Below are 12,370 nucleotides of genomic sequence, written 5' to 3'. Positions count from 1 at the left end.
GTTTGTTTAACTTGCGTCTCACAGACGCCGCCGCGAGGGATGTTGCAGTCCGCTATCTGTCGGTTCTTCTCCATTGCAGACGAGCCGCCAACGGCTCTCGATCGCTCTCGGCGGACATCGCCAAAAGGTGCTACGTTCTCTGGATTGGTTGCAGTTGTGCTTATCCTCGCTCCGGCAGCGTACGCCGGATGACGAGGAGCGCAAAGATGGAACACGCGCACGGCGCGAATTTGACGCGCGGCGCGGATCACAAACGTCAGTTGCGCTGTCCGGTTCGTTTGGCCTCGCAGTCTCAGACTGCTGCGGGTGGACGCGATAGCGCCAAGGCTCGAGGAAGGATTTACCCGTACAGCACGCGCGGGAGGATCGTGACGATGCCGGGCCAGAGCGTCAGCAGCAGCACGAAGCCCACCATGATGAGCAGGTACGGCATCGTGACGCGTGCGATGTAGCCGAGGCCATCGTCTGTCAAGCCCTGGATCACGAACAGATTGAAGCCGACCGGCGGGGTGATTTGCGCCATCTCGACCGCAAGCACGAGGAAGATGCCGAACCAGATCTCGTCGAAGCCGGCGCCCTTCACGATCGGCAGCACGATGGGCAGCGTCATCACGATCATCGAGAAACCATCGAGGAAGCAGCCGAGGATCAGATAAAAGATAATCAGCACCACGATCAGCATGAAGGGCGATAATCCCAAGCCCTTCACGAAGGCGGCGACGGCCTGCGGGATGCCCAGGAAGGCCGCGGCGTTGCCGAGGATCGAGGCGCCGAGCACGATCAGCGCGATCATCGAGCAGGTCACGACCGAGCCGATCAGCACGTCACGCATCACCTGCTGCGACATCGAGCCCTGCGCCCAGGCGACCAGCGCCGCGCCGAACACGCCGACCGCGGCGGCCTCCGACGGCGTCGCCAGCCCGCCATACATCGAGCCGAGCACGCAGGCGATCAGGAACAGCGCCGGCGCGAGGTCCTTCAGCGCCGCAAAACGTTCGCGCCACGGCACCTGCGAGAGTTTGGCTTCCGTCTCCGGCACCATGCTGGGGTTGAGGGTCGTGTGCAGCATCACCCAGCCCATGAAGGTGGCGGCCAGCAGCAGGCCGGGCAGCACGCCGGCCGTGAACAGTTTCAGGATCGAAACGTCGCCCAGCACGCCGTAGATGATCATGATGTTGGAGGGCGGGATCAGGAAGCCGAGCGTGCCGGCGCCGGCGAGCGAGCCGATCGCGATGTCACGGGAATAGCCGCGGCGCGTGAGCTCGTTGAGCGACATGCGGCCGATCACCTGCGTCGTCGCCGCCGACGAGCCGGAGATCGCCGCGAAGATGGTGCAGCCGATTACGTTCACATGCAGAAGACGACCCGGCAGAAGCCCTGCCCAGGGTGCGAGTCCCTGGAACAGCGAACGCGATAGACGGGTGCGAAACAGCAGCTCGCCCATCAGGATGAACAGCGGCAACGCCAGCAGCTCCTGCGTGGTCAGGATGTTCCAGGCGTATTGCGGCAGCAGCTTGTCGAGCGGGATCGAGCGGAACATCGCCAGCAGCAGCGTCGCGGTGAGCGCAAGCGTCAGGCCGATCCATACGCCGCATGCCAGAAGCGCAAACAGGATCGCGAAGAGAGCGACGACTTCGATGGTCATGCGGTCGTGAATCCGATTGCGAGCAAGGCGATCATTCGACGGGCGAAGCCTTCATGCGGTGATCCTCCAGCGGCAGGCCGAGCACGGCCTGGATCGCGCGCGCCAGGAACTGGAGCGTCAGCAGCAGCATGCCGAAGGTGACGACTCCTTGCGGAAACCACAGCGGGGTATCGCTCGAGGTCGAAACCTGGCCGCGCACATAGGCGCCGAAGGCGAACTTCGCCATCGACGAGGTCAGGAAGGCCATGAAGGCGAAGCCCGCGGCGGCCGACAGGATTTCGATCGCGCGCTGAAAGAGGGCCGAGACGTTCTTCAGCAGCAGCACGACGCGGATATGGCCACCGACGCGCAGGGTCATGGCAGCCCCGAAGGTGAAGGACGCCGCCATCAGATAGGAGGAATACTCCCACGCGATCGAGATCGTGGGCGGAAAGAACGACAGGAAGTTCGAGAGGAAGCGCGTTGCGACCTCGCACAGCATCAGCAGCGTCAGCATCAAGAGACAGCCGCCGCCGATCCAGCCGTCCAGCCGGCCAAGACGATCGATGCCGTCGAGCAGGATGCGCAGTGGCGCCGGCGCCGCTGCGTTGAGACTCTGCGGCGCTGCGGGCGAAACGCTTGCCACGGTCCGTCCTCAGCGCTTCATTTCGGCGAGATAGGCCCGCACCGGCTTGTCGGCCGCCGGCACGCGCTTGACGAAAGCGTCGAGCTGCGGCGCGGTCTTGGCGCGAATGTCCGTCATCATGGCCTCCGAGACCGGCACCACCTCCATGCCGCCTTCCTTGAGCCGGTTGAGACTGTCGACATCCGCCTTGAGCGAGTTCGCCCAGAAGCCCGGCTCCATCTTCGCGGCGATGCCTGCGACGAGCTGTTGCTGATCGGCGCTCAGTGCCTTCCAGGAATCGAGGTTGACGGTGAGCATCTGCGACGACCAGACGTGGTTGGTCGCGTAGATGTATTTCAGGAATTCCCAGAATTTTCCGTCGACGCCCGACACCGCCGAGGTGGAGACGCCGGAGACCGCGCCCGAGGCCAGCGCCGGGATCGTCTCACCCCACGGGATCATCACCGGCGCCATGCCGACCACGGCCAGCATCTCGACGGCGTTCTTGTCGGGCACGCGGATCTTGATGTTCTTCAAGCCGTCGACATCGGCGACCTTGACCTTAAGGTGCAGATATTGGGTCGGCCAGGGCACGATGTAGAGAATCTTCTGGTTGTTGCGCGCGGCGACCTTCTCGTATTCGGGCCGCACATATTTGTGCAGCACCTTCAATTCGTCCATCGAGCCGCAGAGAAAGGGAATGCTCTCGACGCCCATGAAGGGCTCGTCGCCGACCTGCTGGATGTTGAGAACGTCGGCAAGCGGCACCAGGCCGTCGCGCACGGCGCGCAGATGCTCGGGGCCCTTGAAGCCGAGCTGGCCACCGGCCTTCACGGTGATCGCGACCGCGCCGCCGCTCTGCTTCTTCACCTCCTCCGCGAAGGCAAACGCGTTCTGGGTGTGGAAATTGCCGTCGGGCCATACCGTCGACATGTCCCAGCTCACCGTCGCCGCTTGCGCACGGGTCGAGATGTGGCCGGCCGCGAGCAGCGTCGCTGCGCCCGCTGTAAAATTCCGTCGCGTGATCATTGAGCCCCTCCGTTTGCTACGCGCACGACGCCTGGAGCGTCATCGCGTATGCCCATAAACTGCAACCGCATTGTCGGCCGACACGAGGCCGCTTTCGATATCGTCGTTGACGGCTGTCGGCGCGCGCTCCCGGGGATCGCCGATGCCGGCGCCGCCTGGTGTCAGCACCACCAGCCGGTCGTCCGGCGGCACCTGCTGAAAGCCTTTCCCACGCAGCTTCTTGCCGGACTTCAGGCCGACATAGCCGGCCTCGCCGTTCTTGCCGCCATCGCGGCCGCGTGGCGGATGATCGATGCGGTCGAACGCCGCCAGGATGTCGAACGGCGCATCGACGCCGCTGCCAACCTCGATGATCTGGCCGAGGCCGCCGCGGGTGCGCCCTGCCCCGCCGGAATCCGGACGCAGCTCCTTGCGCCAGAAGATCAGCGGCGTCTGCGTCTCGGCGATCTCGACCGGCGTGCCGCGCACGCCGCTGGGATAGGCGGTCGCCGACAGCCCGTCCTTCGCGAAGCGCGCGCCGGTGCCGCCATTGGAAGTTACCGCCATCGAAAATCCGTAATTGCCGCCGGCGCCCGAGCGGGTCTGGCCGCGCACGTTGAGATTCCACAGGCACGATGTGCCTTCCGCGGGCACGCTCTCGGGAATGATCTGACGCAGGCAGCCGAACACGACGTCGGGCAGCATCTGGCCGATGATGTGACGCGAGGCGACCGGCGCCGGCTTCGGCGCATTGAGGATCGCGCCTGGGGGAGCCGACACCGTCAGCGGCGAGAGCGAGCCGGCATTGTTCGGGATCTGGGAGGCGACGACACAACCGAGACCGAACACGGTGTAGGCGATGGTATAGGACAGCGGCACGTTGATGCCGAATCTGGACGCGGCCGAGGTGCCGTCGAAATCGACGTGGATGCCTTCGTCCGAGATCGTCAGCGTCGCCTCAAGCGAGACCGGCGCGTCATAGCCGTCGACCACCATGGTGTTGCGCCAGGTGCCCTTCGGCAGCCTGGCGATCTCGGCCAGCACGGCCTCGCGCGAGCGGTCGCAAATGTAGTCGCCGAGCGCATCGAGCGAGTCGATGCCGAACTCGGTCATCATCTCGACCAGGCGCTCGCAGCCGACGTCGTTGCAGCCGGCGAGCGAGTAGGTGTCGCCCTCGGTGTCGATCGGCAGCCGCGTGTTGGTGCGGATCATCGCCATCAGCGTCTCGTTGACGACACCCTGGTCGATCAGCTTCAGCATGGGGATGTAGAGCCCCTCCATGAACACGTCGGTGGCGTCGGGTCCGAAGCCGATGCCGCCGATGTCCATGAGATGGCTGGTGCAGGAAAACAGCGCGACCGGCTTGCCGTCCTTGAAGCAGGGCGTGGTGACGACGAAATCGTTGAGATGGCCGGTGCCCATCCAGGGATCGTTGGTGATGTAGGCATCGCCCTCCTTCATCGTCTCGATGGGAAAGTGGGCGATGAAGTGCTTGACCGATTCCGCCATCGAGTTGACGTGGCCGGGCGTGCCGGTCACCGCCTGCGCCAGCATCCGTCCCCTGAGATCGAACACGCCGGCCGAGAGGTCGCCGCATTCGCGCACGATCGGGCTGAAGGCGGTGCGGAGCAGCACCTGCGCCTGCTCCTCGACCACGGCGATCAGCCGGTGCCACATGATCTGAAGGTCGATCAGGCTCGCGCCGCTTGCCTTGCTCATGATCAGGCCGCCTTCCGTTCCATGACGATGCTGCCGGCACCATCGATATGGGCATCAAAACTGTTAGAGACGAATGTCGAGGTCTCGTCCTCCGCGATCACGGCGGGACCTGCAATCGTCGCGCCCGGCGCCATGTCCTCGCGGCGGTAGAGCGGGATCTCGATCACCTGCCCTGCGCGGCCGTCGAAGAATTTTCGACTGCCCGACGCCTTGCCCGCGGGCATGCGTGCCACGTCGGCGACGCGCGGCGGATTGCGTGCCTCGGTCGTCGCAAGCACCGACCAGCTCAACACCTCGATCGCGGCACCCGGAATCGATCGCTCGAACATCGCCGCATAATCCGCCTCGAACTTCTGGCGCAGGCCGGCCAGATCGGCCGTCGCCAACCGCCGGTTCGGCAGTTCGATCGATATCTCATGGCCTTGGCCGACATAGCGCATGAAGGCGGCGCGGCGCTCGCGAACCTGCGCGCCTGCCGCACCCGTCTCGACCAGCGCACGCGCTTCGGTCACCATCTCCTGGAGCAGGTCGGAGACCCCCTCGGTGTCGAAATCGTCGAGCCGCACGTGACGGCTGCGCACCAACTCATAGGCGATCGGAGCCGCAAGGAAGCCGACGGCCGACCCGACGCCGGCATTGGAAGGGACGATCACGCGGGAGACGCCGATCTTCTCGGCGACGCGCGCTGCATGCAGCGGTGCCGCGCCGCCGAAGGCGATCAGCGTATGCTGACCGACAATCTCGCCGCGCTCGACCGCATGCACGCGCGCCGCGCTCGCCATGTTCTCGCAAACGACCTCGTGCACGGCATAGGCCGCGGTTTCCGCCGACAGGCCGAGCGGCTCGCCGACGCTGCGCAGCAGCGCCTGCTTCGAGAGCGCAGGGTCGAGCTTGATCGTTCCACCCGCAAAGGCATCGGGATCAATCAGGCCGAGCGCAACGTCGGCATCCGTCACGGCCGGGCGCAGGCCGCCGCGGCCGTAGCAGGCGGGCCCGGGCTCCGACGAGGCACTCTCGGGGCCGACGGTGACGCGCTTCATCGCGTCGACATGGGCGATCGAGCCGCCGCCGGCGCCGATCTCGACCATCTCGATCACGGGGATCCGCACCGGCAGACCCGAACCTTTCAGGAAGCGCGCTGCGCGATCGACCTCGAACACGCGCGAGGTCTCGGGCTGGTATTTTTCGATCAGGCAGATCTTTGCCGTGGTGCCGCCCATGTCGAAGGACAGCACCTTGCTCTCGCCGAGACGTGACGCGATCTGCGCCGCAAAAATGGCGCCGCCGGCAGGACCGGATTCGACGAGGCGCACCGGAAAGCGCCGCGCCGTCTCGATCGAGGTGACACCGCCGCCGGAGGTGACGAGATAGATCGCGCCGCGGTACTGCTCGACCTGCAAGGCGTCGGACATGCGGGCGAGATAGCCGTCGATCAGCGGTTGCACATAGGCGTTGGCCACCGCAGTCGATGTCCGCTCATATTCGCGGATCTCCGGGCACACCGCGGACGATACAGTCACGGAAACGCCGGGCATCTCCTCGCTGATGATCGCTGCCGTACGGCGCTCGTGTTCGGGATTGGCATAGGAGTGCAGGAAGGCGACCGCGACGCTCTCGACGTTCAGCGCGCGCAATCTTGGCGCGAGAGCGCGCACCGCCGCTTCGTCCAGCGGGAGGCGGACGCGACCGTGCGCGTCGATACGCTCGGGCACGGTGAAGCGCAGGGATCGTGGCGCCAGCGGCTTCGGCTTGTCGATGCTGAGGTCATACTGGTCGTAGCGGCTCTCGGTGCCGATATCGAGCACGTCACGAAAGCCCTCGGTCGCGATCAGCGCCGTCCTGGCGCCGCGACGCTCGATGATGGCGTTGGTCGCGAGCGTCGTGCCGTGAATGAAGACGTCGATGTCGCTGATATGCGCGCGCGCATCAGCGAGAATGAGCCGCATGCCGTCCAGCACCGCCTGCTCGGGCCGTTGCGGTGTCGTCAGCAATTTGCGCGTCTTGCGATCCTGCCCCACGTCCAGCACGATGTCGGTGAACGTGCCACCGATATCGACGGCAAGCCGCACCTCGGCTCCCTCAAGCATTCCAAATTCTCCGTGCTGATCGTCAAGACTGAGGACAAAAGCGCAGCAATTTCCATGCCATGGATGACAGGAACATGCTGTGTCCAGCTATTCTGCTTGGCACCCATGCAATAGGCAAGGCATGTCGCAGCCTGCGCGATCAGAGCAGGAATGCAAGCGCCGCTTCGCAGCGCTCCTCGATCTTGAGCGTGAGGAGATCATCGGCGCGGGTGCGTCCGAGATTGACCGCAGCGATCGGAATGTTGCGCTGCGCGGCCGCCTTGACGAAGCGGAAGCCGGAATAGACCATCAGCGAGGAGCCGACGATGAGCATGGCGTCGGCCTGCGCCAGATGATCCTGCGCGGTGGCGACGACGTCGCGCGGGACGTTCTCGCCGAAGAACACGACATCCGGCTTGACGATGCCGCCGCAGGCTTCGCAAGGAGGCACCGTGAACGACGAAAAATCCGCATACTCCAGGTCGGCATCGCCATCGGGTGCATCGGCGGCGTCGAGCGTCAACCATTCTGCGTTGGCGTGGCCGAGCGTCTCCTGGAATTCGCGCCGCGGCGTCTTTTGCCCACAGCCCATGCAGCGGACCAGATCGAGCCGGCCGTGCAGGTCGATCACCTGGCGGTGCCCGGCGGATTGATGCAGCCGGTCGACATTCTGGGTCAGCAGCATTCCGCAACGCCCGCTTGCCTCGAGCCGGGCGAGCGCGTGATGCGCATCGTTCGGCCTCGCCTGGCCGAACCGCCGCCAGCCGATCAGGCTGCGCGCCCAATAGCGCCGGCGCGTATGCTCTTCCGACATAAAAGCCTGGAAGTTCACCGGCTGGGCCCGCTTCCAGTTGCCGTGAGTGTCGCGATAATCGGGAATGCCCGAATTGGTGCTGCAGCCAGCACCGGTCAGCACGAACAGGTTTTCGTGCCGCTGAACGAAGTCTTCGAGCGGAGCTTTTTCCATGGCGCAGATGTAGTCTGCTGCGCTCGGTTTTGCCAGATGGCCAGGAAGCCCGTTAACTCGCCCAGTTCTCGCGGAATTCGGGAAACAGCGTCAGGCCCCCGCAGGCGTAGATGGTCTGCCCCGTGATGTAGCTGGCTTCATCCGAGGCGAGGAAGGCGAACACGGCGGCGATCTCTTCCGGCGTACCGACGCGGCCGAGCGGAATGTGGCTGGTGACCACGCCACGCTTTTCCGGATCGCCGGTCCAGGCCGCGTTGATCGGCGTGTCGATCGCGCCGGGACCGACCGCATTGACGCGAATGCCACGGCCGGCAAATTCGAGCGCCAGCGTACGCGTTAGATTGGCCATGCCGCCCTTGCTGATCGAGTAAGCGAGGTAGCCGGGTTTGGGGATGATCTGGTGCACGCTGGAGCAGTTGATGATGCTGCCGCCTGCGCCCCGCGCGACGAAATGCGCGAGCGCCTTCTGCGCGCAGAGCACGGCGCCGTTGAGATTGACGTCGATGATGCGGCGATAGGTATCGATGTCGAGCGCCTCGCTCGGCGATTCCCGCTGGAAGCCGGCATTGTTGACGAGACAGTCGAGGCGCTTCCAGCGCGCCAAAACCGTCTCGAACATCGCGGCGACCTCCTGCTCATTGCTCACGTCGGCCTTGACGATGGCATGATCGAGCCTGCCGTGGCCCCGATCGCTCGATGCCGTCCGTGCCAGCGCGAGCGTCTCCTCAGCCTTTTCAGGGTGATCGACATAGTTGATGGCGACGGTCGCACCTTCCTGCGCGAGCCGGATGGCGACGGCGCGCCCGATGCCTTGGGAGGCGCCCGTCACCAGCGCGTACTGGCCGACGAGGCGCGAGGAAAAGGTGGTCGAGCGGTCGGTATGTGGCATCGTTGTTCTCCGAGGACACATCAACATGGACGGAACCGGCGTTTTGTTCCATCCCTCAGCGCATCGCTGGGATTCACTTCTCGCGGCGAGCCAGCGGCGAAGTCAGGATTTGGTAGAGGATGATGGCGCCAAAGGTTGCGGTGCCGATCCCACCCATCGTGAAGGCGCCGAATTTGAGCGTGAGATCGCCAGCCCCCGCAGTCAGAGCGACCGCGACCGTGATCAGGTTGGCGGGATTGGCGAAGTCGACCTTGTTCTCCACCCAGATACGGCCGGCCATCGCGGCGATCAATCCGAACAGCACGATCGAGAGCCCACCGATGACCGGACCCGGGATCGACAGGATCAGCGCGCCGAATTTCGGCGAGAAGCCGAGCACGATCGACACCAGCGCCGCGAAGGCAAACAGCAAGGTCGAATAGACCTTCGTCGCCGCCATGACGCCGATGTTCTCGGCATAGGTGGTGACGCCGGTGCCGCCGCCGCAGGCCGCTACGATGGTCGCGAGGCTGTCGGCGAGCAAGGCGCGGCCGAGATAGTCATCGAGGCTCCGGCCCGTCATGGCGCCGACGGCCTTGATGTGACCGAGGTTCTCGGCGACGAGGATGATCGCGACCGGCGCGATCAGGACGATCGCATCGGTCTGGAAGGTCGGCGTCGTAAAACTCGGCAAGCCGATCCACGGCGCAGCCGCAAGCGGGGTGAAGTTGATCGGCTTGCCGAAGCCGAGGCCGTTCGCGAACAGCAGGTACAAAAGATATCCGCCGATCGCGCCGAAAATAATCGGCAGGCGGCGCCACAGGCCAGGTGCGGCAACCGCAACCACGCCGATGATCAGAACGGTCGCAAGCCCGATTCCTGTGTCGAACGCATCGGCGCTCACTGCCTTGACGGCCACCGGTGCGAGGTTGAGGCCGATGGCTGCGACCACGGCGCCGGTGACGGCCGGCGGCAACAGTCTCTCGATCCAGCCAACCCCCGACCACATCACGACCAGCGCGATCACACCGTAGAGGACGCCGGCCCCGACGATGCCGCCAAGCGCAACCGACAGGTTCGGGTTCGGCCCGTGCCCAACGTAGCCGGTGGCGGCGATGACGACCGCGATGAACGCGAAGCTCGAGCCGAGATAGCTCGGCACGCGCCCCGCGACGATGACGAAGAAGATCAGCGTGCCGATGCCGGAAAACAGCACCGCAACATTGGGATCGAACCCCATCAGCAGCGGCGCGATGATCGTCGAGCCCGACATTGCGACGCAATGCTGGAGACCGGAGACGACGGTCTGGGCAAGCGGCAGCCGCTCCTCGGGCATGATCACGCCGGAGGACTTCAGAGTCCAACGCGGAAAATAGCCTTGCGCTCGCTGTTCGGAGCCCGTTGCAATCGGCATGTTCCCCCCAGTTGCGGTGCAGCGACCGATCTTCGTGCGAACAGACAAAAATGTGATTGTCGCTTCTGCGGCGACCATCACATGATGCAAATCAAACAAGATCAATACGTTCCGGGGCCTATTCTATGACACAGATTGCGATCCAGCCAGCCATCCATCGCCGGCACCAACCCTGGTACAAGATCCTCTACATCCAGGTGCTGATCGCGATCGCGCTCGGCGTGATGATCGGTTATTTCTATCCCGATCTCGGCAAGGCCCTGAAGCCGCTCGGTGACGGCTTCATCGCGCTGATCAAGATGATGATCGCGCCGGTGATCTTCTGCACCGTGGTGCACGGCATCTCCTCGATGGGCGACCTCAAGCGCGTCGGCCGGGTCGGGCTGAAGTCGCTGATCTATTTCGAGACGGTCTCGACCGTGGCGCTCGCGGTCGGCCTGCTGGTCGGCGAGGTGCTCCAGCCCGGACACGGCTTCAACATCGATCCCGCCACGATCGACCCGAAATCGGTGGCGACCTACGTCACCAAGGCCAAGGAAGAAGGCATCGTCGCCCATCTGATGGCGATCATCCCCGACAGCTATCTTGGCGCCATCGCACGCGGCGATCTGTTGCAGGTGCTGCTGATCTCGATCCTGTCGGGCTTCGCCATCGCGTTTCTCGGCAAGGCCGGCGAGCCCATTGCGGAAGCGATCGACAAGGCCGCAAAGATGTTCTTCGGCATCATCCGCATCATCGTGCGCGTGGCGCCGATCGGAGCGTTCGGCGCGATGGCCTTCACCGTCGGCGCTTACGGCCTCGGTTCGCTGCTCAACCTCGCGGCCCTGATCGGCACGTTCTATCTCACCAGCATCCTGTTCGTTGTGGTCGTGCTCGGCGCAATCGCGCGGCTCGCCGGCTTCTCGATCCTGCGCTTCATCGCCTACATCAAGGACGAGCTCCTGATCGTGCTCGGCACCTCGTCGTCGGAGACGGTGCTGCCGCAGATGATCCAGAAGATGGAGCATCTCGGCGCCTCGCGTTCGGTGGTTGGCCTCGTCATTCCAACCGGCTACAGCTTCAACCTCGACGGCACCAACATCTACATGACGCTGGCGACGCTGTTCCTGGCGCAGGCGACCAATACCCATCTGACCATCTGGCAGGAGCTCGGCATTCTCGGCATCGCCATGATCACCTCGAAGGGCGCCTCGGGCGTGACCGGGGCGGGCTTCATCACGCTCGCGGCGACGCTCTCGATCGTGCCCGACATCCCGATCCAGTCGATCGCGATCCTGGTCGGCATCGACAAGTTCATGAGCGAGTGCCGCGCGCTGACCAATCTGATCGGTAACGGCGTCGCCTGCGTCGTCATCAGCATCTCCGAAGGCGAGCTCGACCGCGATGCGCTGCACGAGACCATGGCCCATCCGCTGGAGATGGGTGAGGCTCTCGAACCGGGCGGCAGCGCCGCCTCCTAGGCCGCGCGCAAGTATGGCGGAGTCCGGTTCCAACGCGGTAGTTTCCCGGAGTGGTCAATCAATGCGCAACGCGCCACAACAACCGGGTTGGGATCACGGATTGATACTCATTCTTTCCACCCGACGCGCTGGGGGCAGGGCGTCGGGTTTTTGATAATCACTGTGAGGGACGACGCGCCGGGATCGGCGCGCCGTCGGCGGCCCGGATCTGCATCATCGTTCCGGCGGCTGGACGCCCGGCTTCAGTCCACATCGGCAGACGTCGTTAGTCCTTGAGCGCGGTGACCACGACCTCGATCAGCGCGCTGCCGCCGAGATCGGCGACGCCGACGGTGGCGCGGGTCGGCAGATTGTCGCCGAAGAACTCGGTCCAGACCGCGTCCATCTCCTTCTTCTTCGAAAGGTCGGTGACGAAGATCGAGGTGCTCACGACGCGCGACTTGTCGGTGCCCGCTTCCTTCAGATAGCCCGCGATCTTGCCGAGGATGTTGCGGGTCTGCTCGCCCATCGACAGCGAAGTGTCGTCGGCGATGGTGCCGCCAATGAAGACGAAGCCGTTGGCTTCGACGGCGCGGTGCATGATGGGCGTGCGGATGCTGCGGGTAATGCTCATGATGTC

10 protein-coding genes are annotated in these 12,370 nt (G+C 64.6%); 1 reads left to right on the top strand and 9 read right to left on the bottom strand.

Features of this window, described 5'->3' with window-relative positions; genetic code table 11:
• Positions 1-340 precede the first annotated feature (340 nt).
• From AC0L2F_RS21285 to AC0L2F_RS21250, 8 genes are all read right to left on the bottom strand, one after another.
• Positions 341-1,645 (bottom strand): TRAP transporter large permease, encoded by a 1,305-nt coding sequence (locus AC0L2F_RS21285; RefSeq protein ID WP_473249741.1) that lies wholly within the window; start codon positions 1,643-1,645, stop codon positions 341-343.
• Between the two features lie 31 nt (positions 1,646-1,676).
• Positions 1,677-2,270, bottom strand: a complete 594-nt coding sequence (locus tag AC0L2F_RS21280; protein ID WP_473249740.1) for a TRAP transporter small permease subunit — start codon at positions 2,268-2,270, stop codon at positions 1,677-1,679.
• Positions 2,271-2,279: 9 nt separating this feature from the next.
• Positions 2,280-3,278 carry a TRAP transporter substrate-binding protein gene (locus AC0L2F_RS21275; protein ID WP_473249739.1) on the bottom strand — a complete coding sequence of 333 codons (999 nt, stop codon included), beginning with the start codon at positions 3,276-3,278 and terminating at the stop codon, positions 2,280-2,282.
• 39 nt (positions 3,279-3,317) lie between these two features.
• Complete coding sequence (locus AC0L2F_RS21270; protein WP_473249738.1) at positions 3,318-4,976, bottom strand: hydantoinase B/oxoprolinase family protein; 1,659 nt, start codon at positions 4,974-4,976, stop codon at positions 3,318-3,320.
• A gap of 2 nt (positions 4,977-4,978) precedes the next feature.
• Positions 4,979-7,063 (bottom strand): hydantoinase/oxoprolinase family protein, encoded by a 2,085-nt coding sequence (locus AC0L2F_RS21265; RefSeq protein ID WP_473249737.1) that lies wholly within the window; start codon positions 7,061-7,063, stop codon positions 4,979-4,981.
• A 139-nt stretch (positions 7,064-7,202) separates the two neighbouring features.
• A complete protein-coding gene (locus AC0L2F_RS21260; protein ID WP_007614332.1) occupies positions 7,203-8,009 on the bottom strand; it encodes an NAD-dependent protein deacetylase in 807 nt (268 codons plus the stop codon).
• Positions 8,010-8,061: 52 nt separating this feature from the next.
• On the bottom strand, positions 8,062-8,898 hold the full coding sequence (locus AC0L2F_RS21255) for an SDR family oxidoreductase (RefSeq protein ID WP_473249736.1): 837 nt from the start codon (positions 8,896-8,898) through the stop codon (positions 8,062-8,064).
• A 73-nt stretch (positions 8,899-8,971) separates the two neighbouring features.
• Positions 8,972-10,291 carry a solute carrier family 23 protein gene (locus AC0L2F_RS21250; protein WP_473249735.1) on the bottom strand — a complete coding sequence of 440 codons (1,320 nt, stop codon included), beginning with the start codon at positions 10,289-10,291 and terminating at the stop codon, positions 8,972-8,974.
• 125 nt (positions 10,292-10,416) lie between these two features.
• Between AC0L2F_RS21250 and AC0L2F_RS21245 the strand changes: the two genes are divergently transcribed.
• Positions 10,417-11,751: a dicarboxylate/amino acid:cation symporter gene (locus tag AC0L2F_RS21245; protein WP_473249734.1), complete on the top strand. Its 1,335-nt coding sequence runs from the start codon at positions 10,417-10,419 to the stop codon at positions 11,749-11,751.
• A 265-nt stretch (positions 11,752-12,016) separates the two neighbouring features.
• Here AC0L2F_RS21245 and AC0L2F_RS21240 read toward each other — a convergent pair whose 3' ends face one another.
• On the bottom strand, positions 12,017-12,364 hold the full coding sequence (locus AC0L2F_RS21240) for a RidA family protein (RefSeq protein WP_007614340.1): 348 nt from the start codon (positions 12,362-12,364) through the stop codon (positions 12,017-12,019).
• Positions 12,365-12,370: the final 6 nt, after the last annotated feature.

The sequence above is a fragment of the Bradyrhizobium sp. Ken64 genome (assembly GCF_055807555.1).
The sequence above is the reverse complement of the archived record's forward strand: the minus strand, read 5'-3'. Positions and strand labels throughout refer to the sequence as shown.

Bases quoted from the DNA above. Each gene is read 5' to 3' on its own strand.
- AC0L2F_RS21240 (WP_007614340.1), bottom strand. From the start codon at position 12,364: ATGAGCATTACCCGCAGCATCCGCACGCCCATCATGCACCGCGCCGTC.
- AC0L2F_RS21275 (WP_473249739.1), bottom strand. From the start codon at position 3,278: ATGATCACGCGACGGAATTTTACAGCGGGCGCAGCGACGCTGCTCGCG.
- AC0L2F_RS21285 (WP_473249741.1), bottom strand. From the start codon at position 1,645: ATGACCATCGAAGTCGTCGCTCTCTTCGCGATCCTGTTTGCGCTTCTG.
- AC0L2F_RS21245 (WP_473249734.1), top strand. From the start codon at position 10,417: ATGACACAGATTGCGATCCAGCCAGCCATCCATCGCCGGCACCAACCC.
- AC0L2F_RS21270 (WP_473249738.1), bottom strand. From the start codon at position 4,976: ATGAGCAAGGCAAGCGGCGCGAGCCTGATCGACCTTCAGATCATGTGG.
- AC0L2F_RS21265 (WP_473249737.1), bottom strand. From the start codon at position 7,063: ATGCTTGAGGGAGCCGAGGTGCGGCTTGCCGTCGATATCGGTGGCACG.
- AC0L2F_RS21260 (WP_007614332.1), bottom strand. From the start codon at position 8,009: ATGGAAAAAGCTCCGCTCGAAGACTTCGTTCAGCGGCACGAAAACCTG.
- AC0L2F_RS21255 (WP_473249736.1), bottom strand. From the start codon at position 8,898: ATGCCACATACCGACCGCTCGACCACCTTTTCCTCGCGCCTCGTCGGC.
- AC0L2F_RS21250 (WP_473249735.1), bottom strand. From the start codon at position 10,291: ATGCCGATTGCAACGGGCTCCGAACAGCGAGCGCAAGGCTATTTTCCG.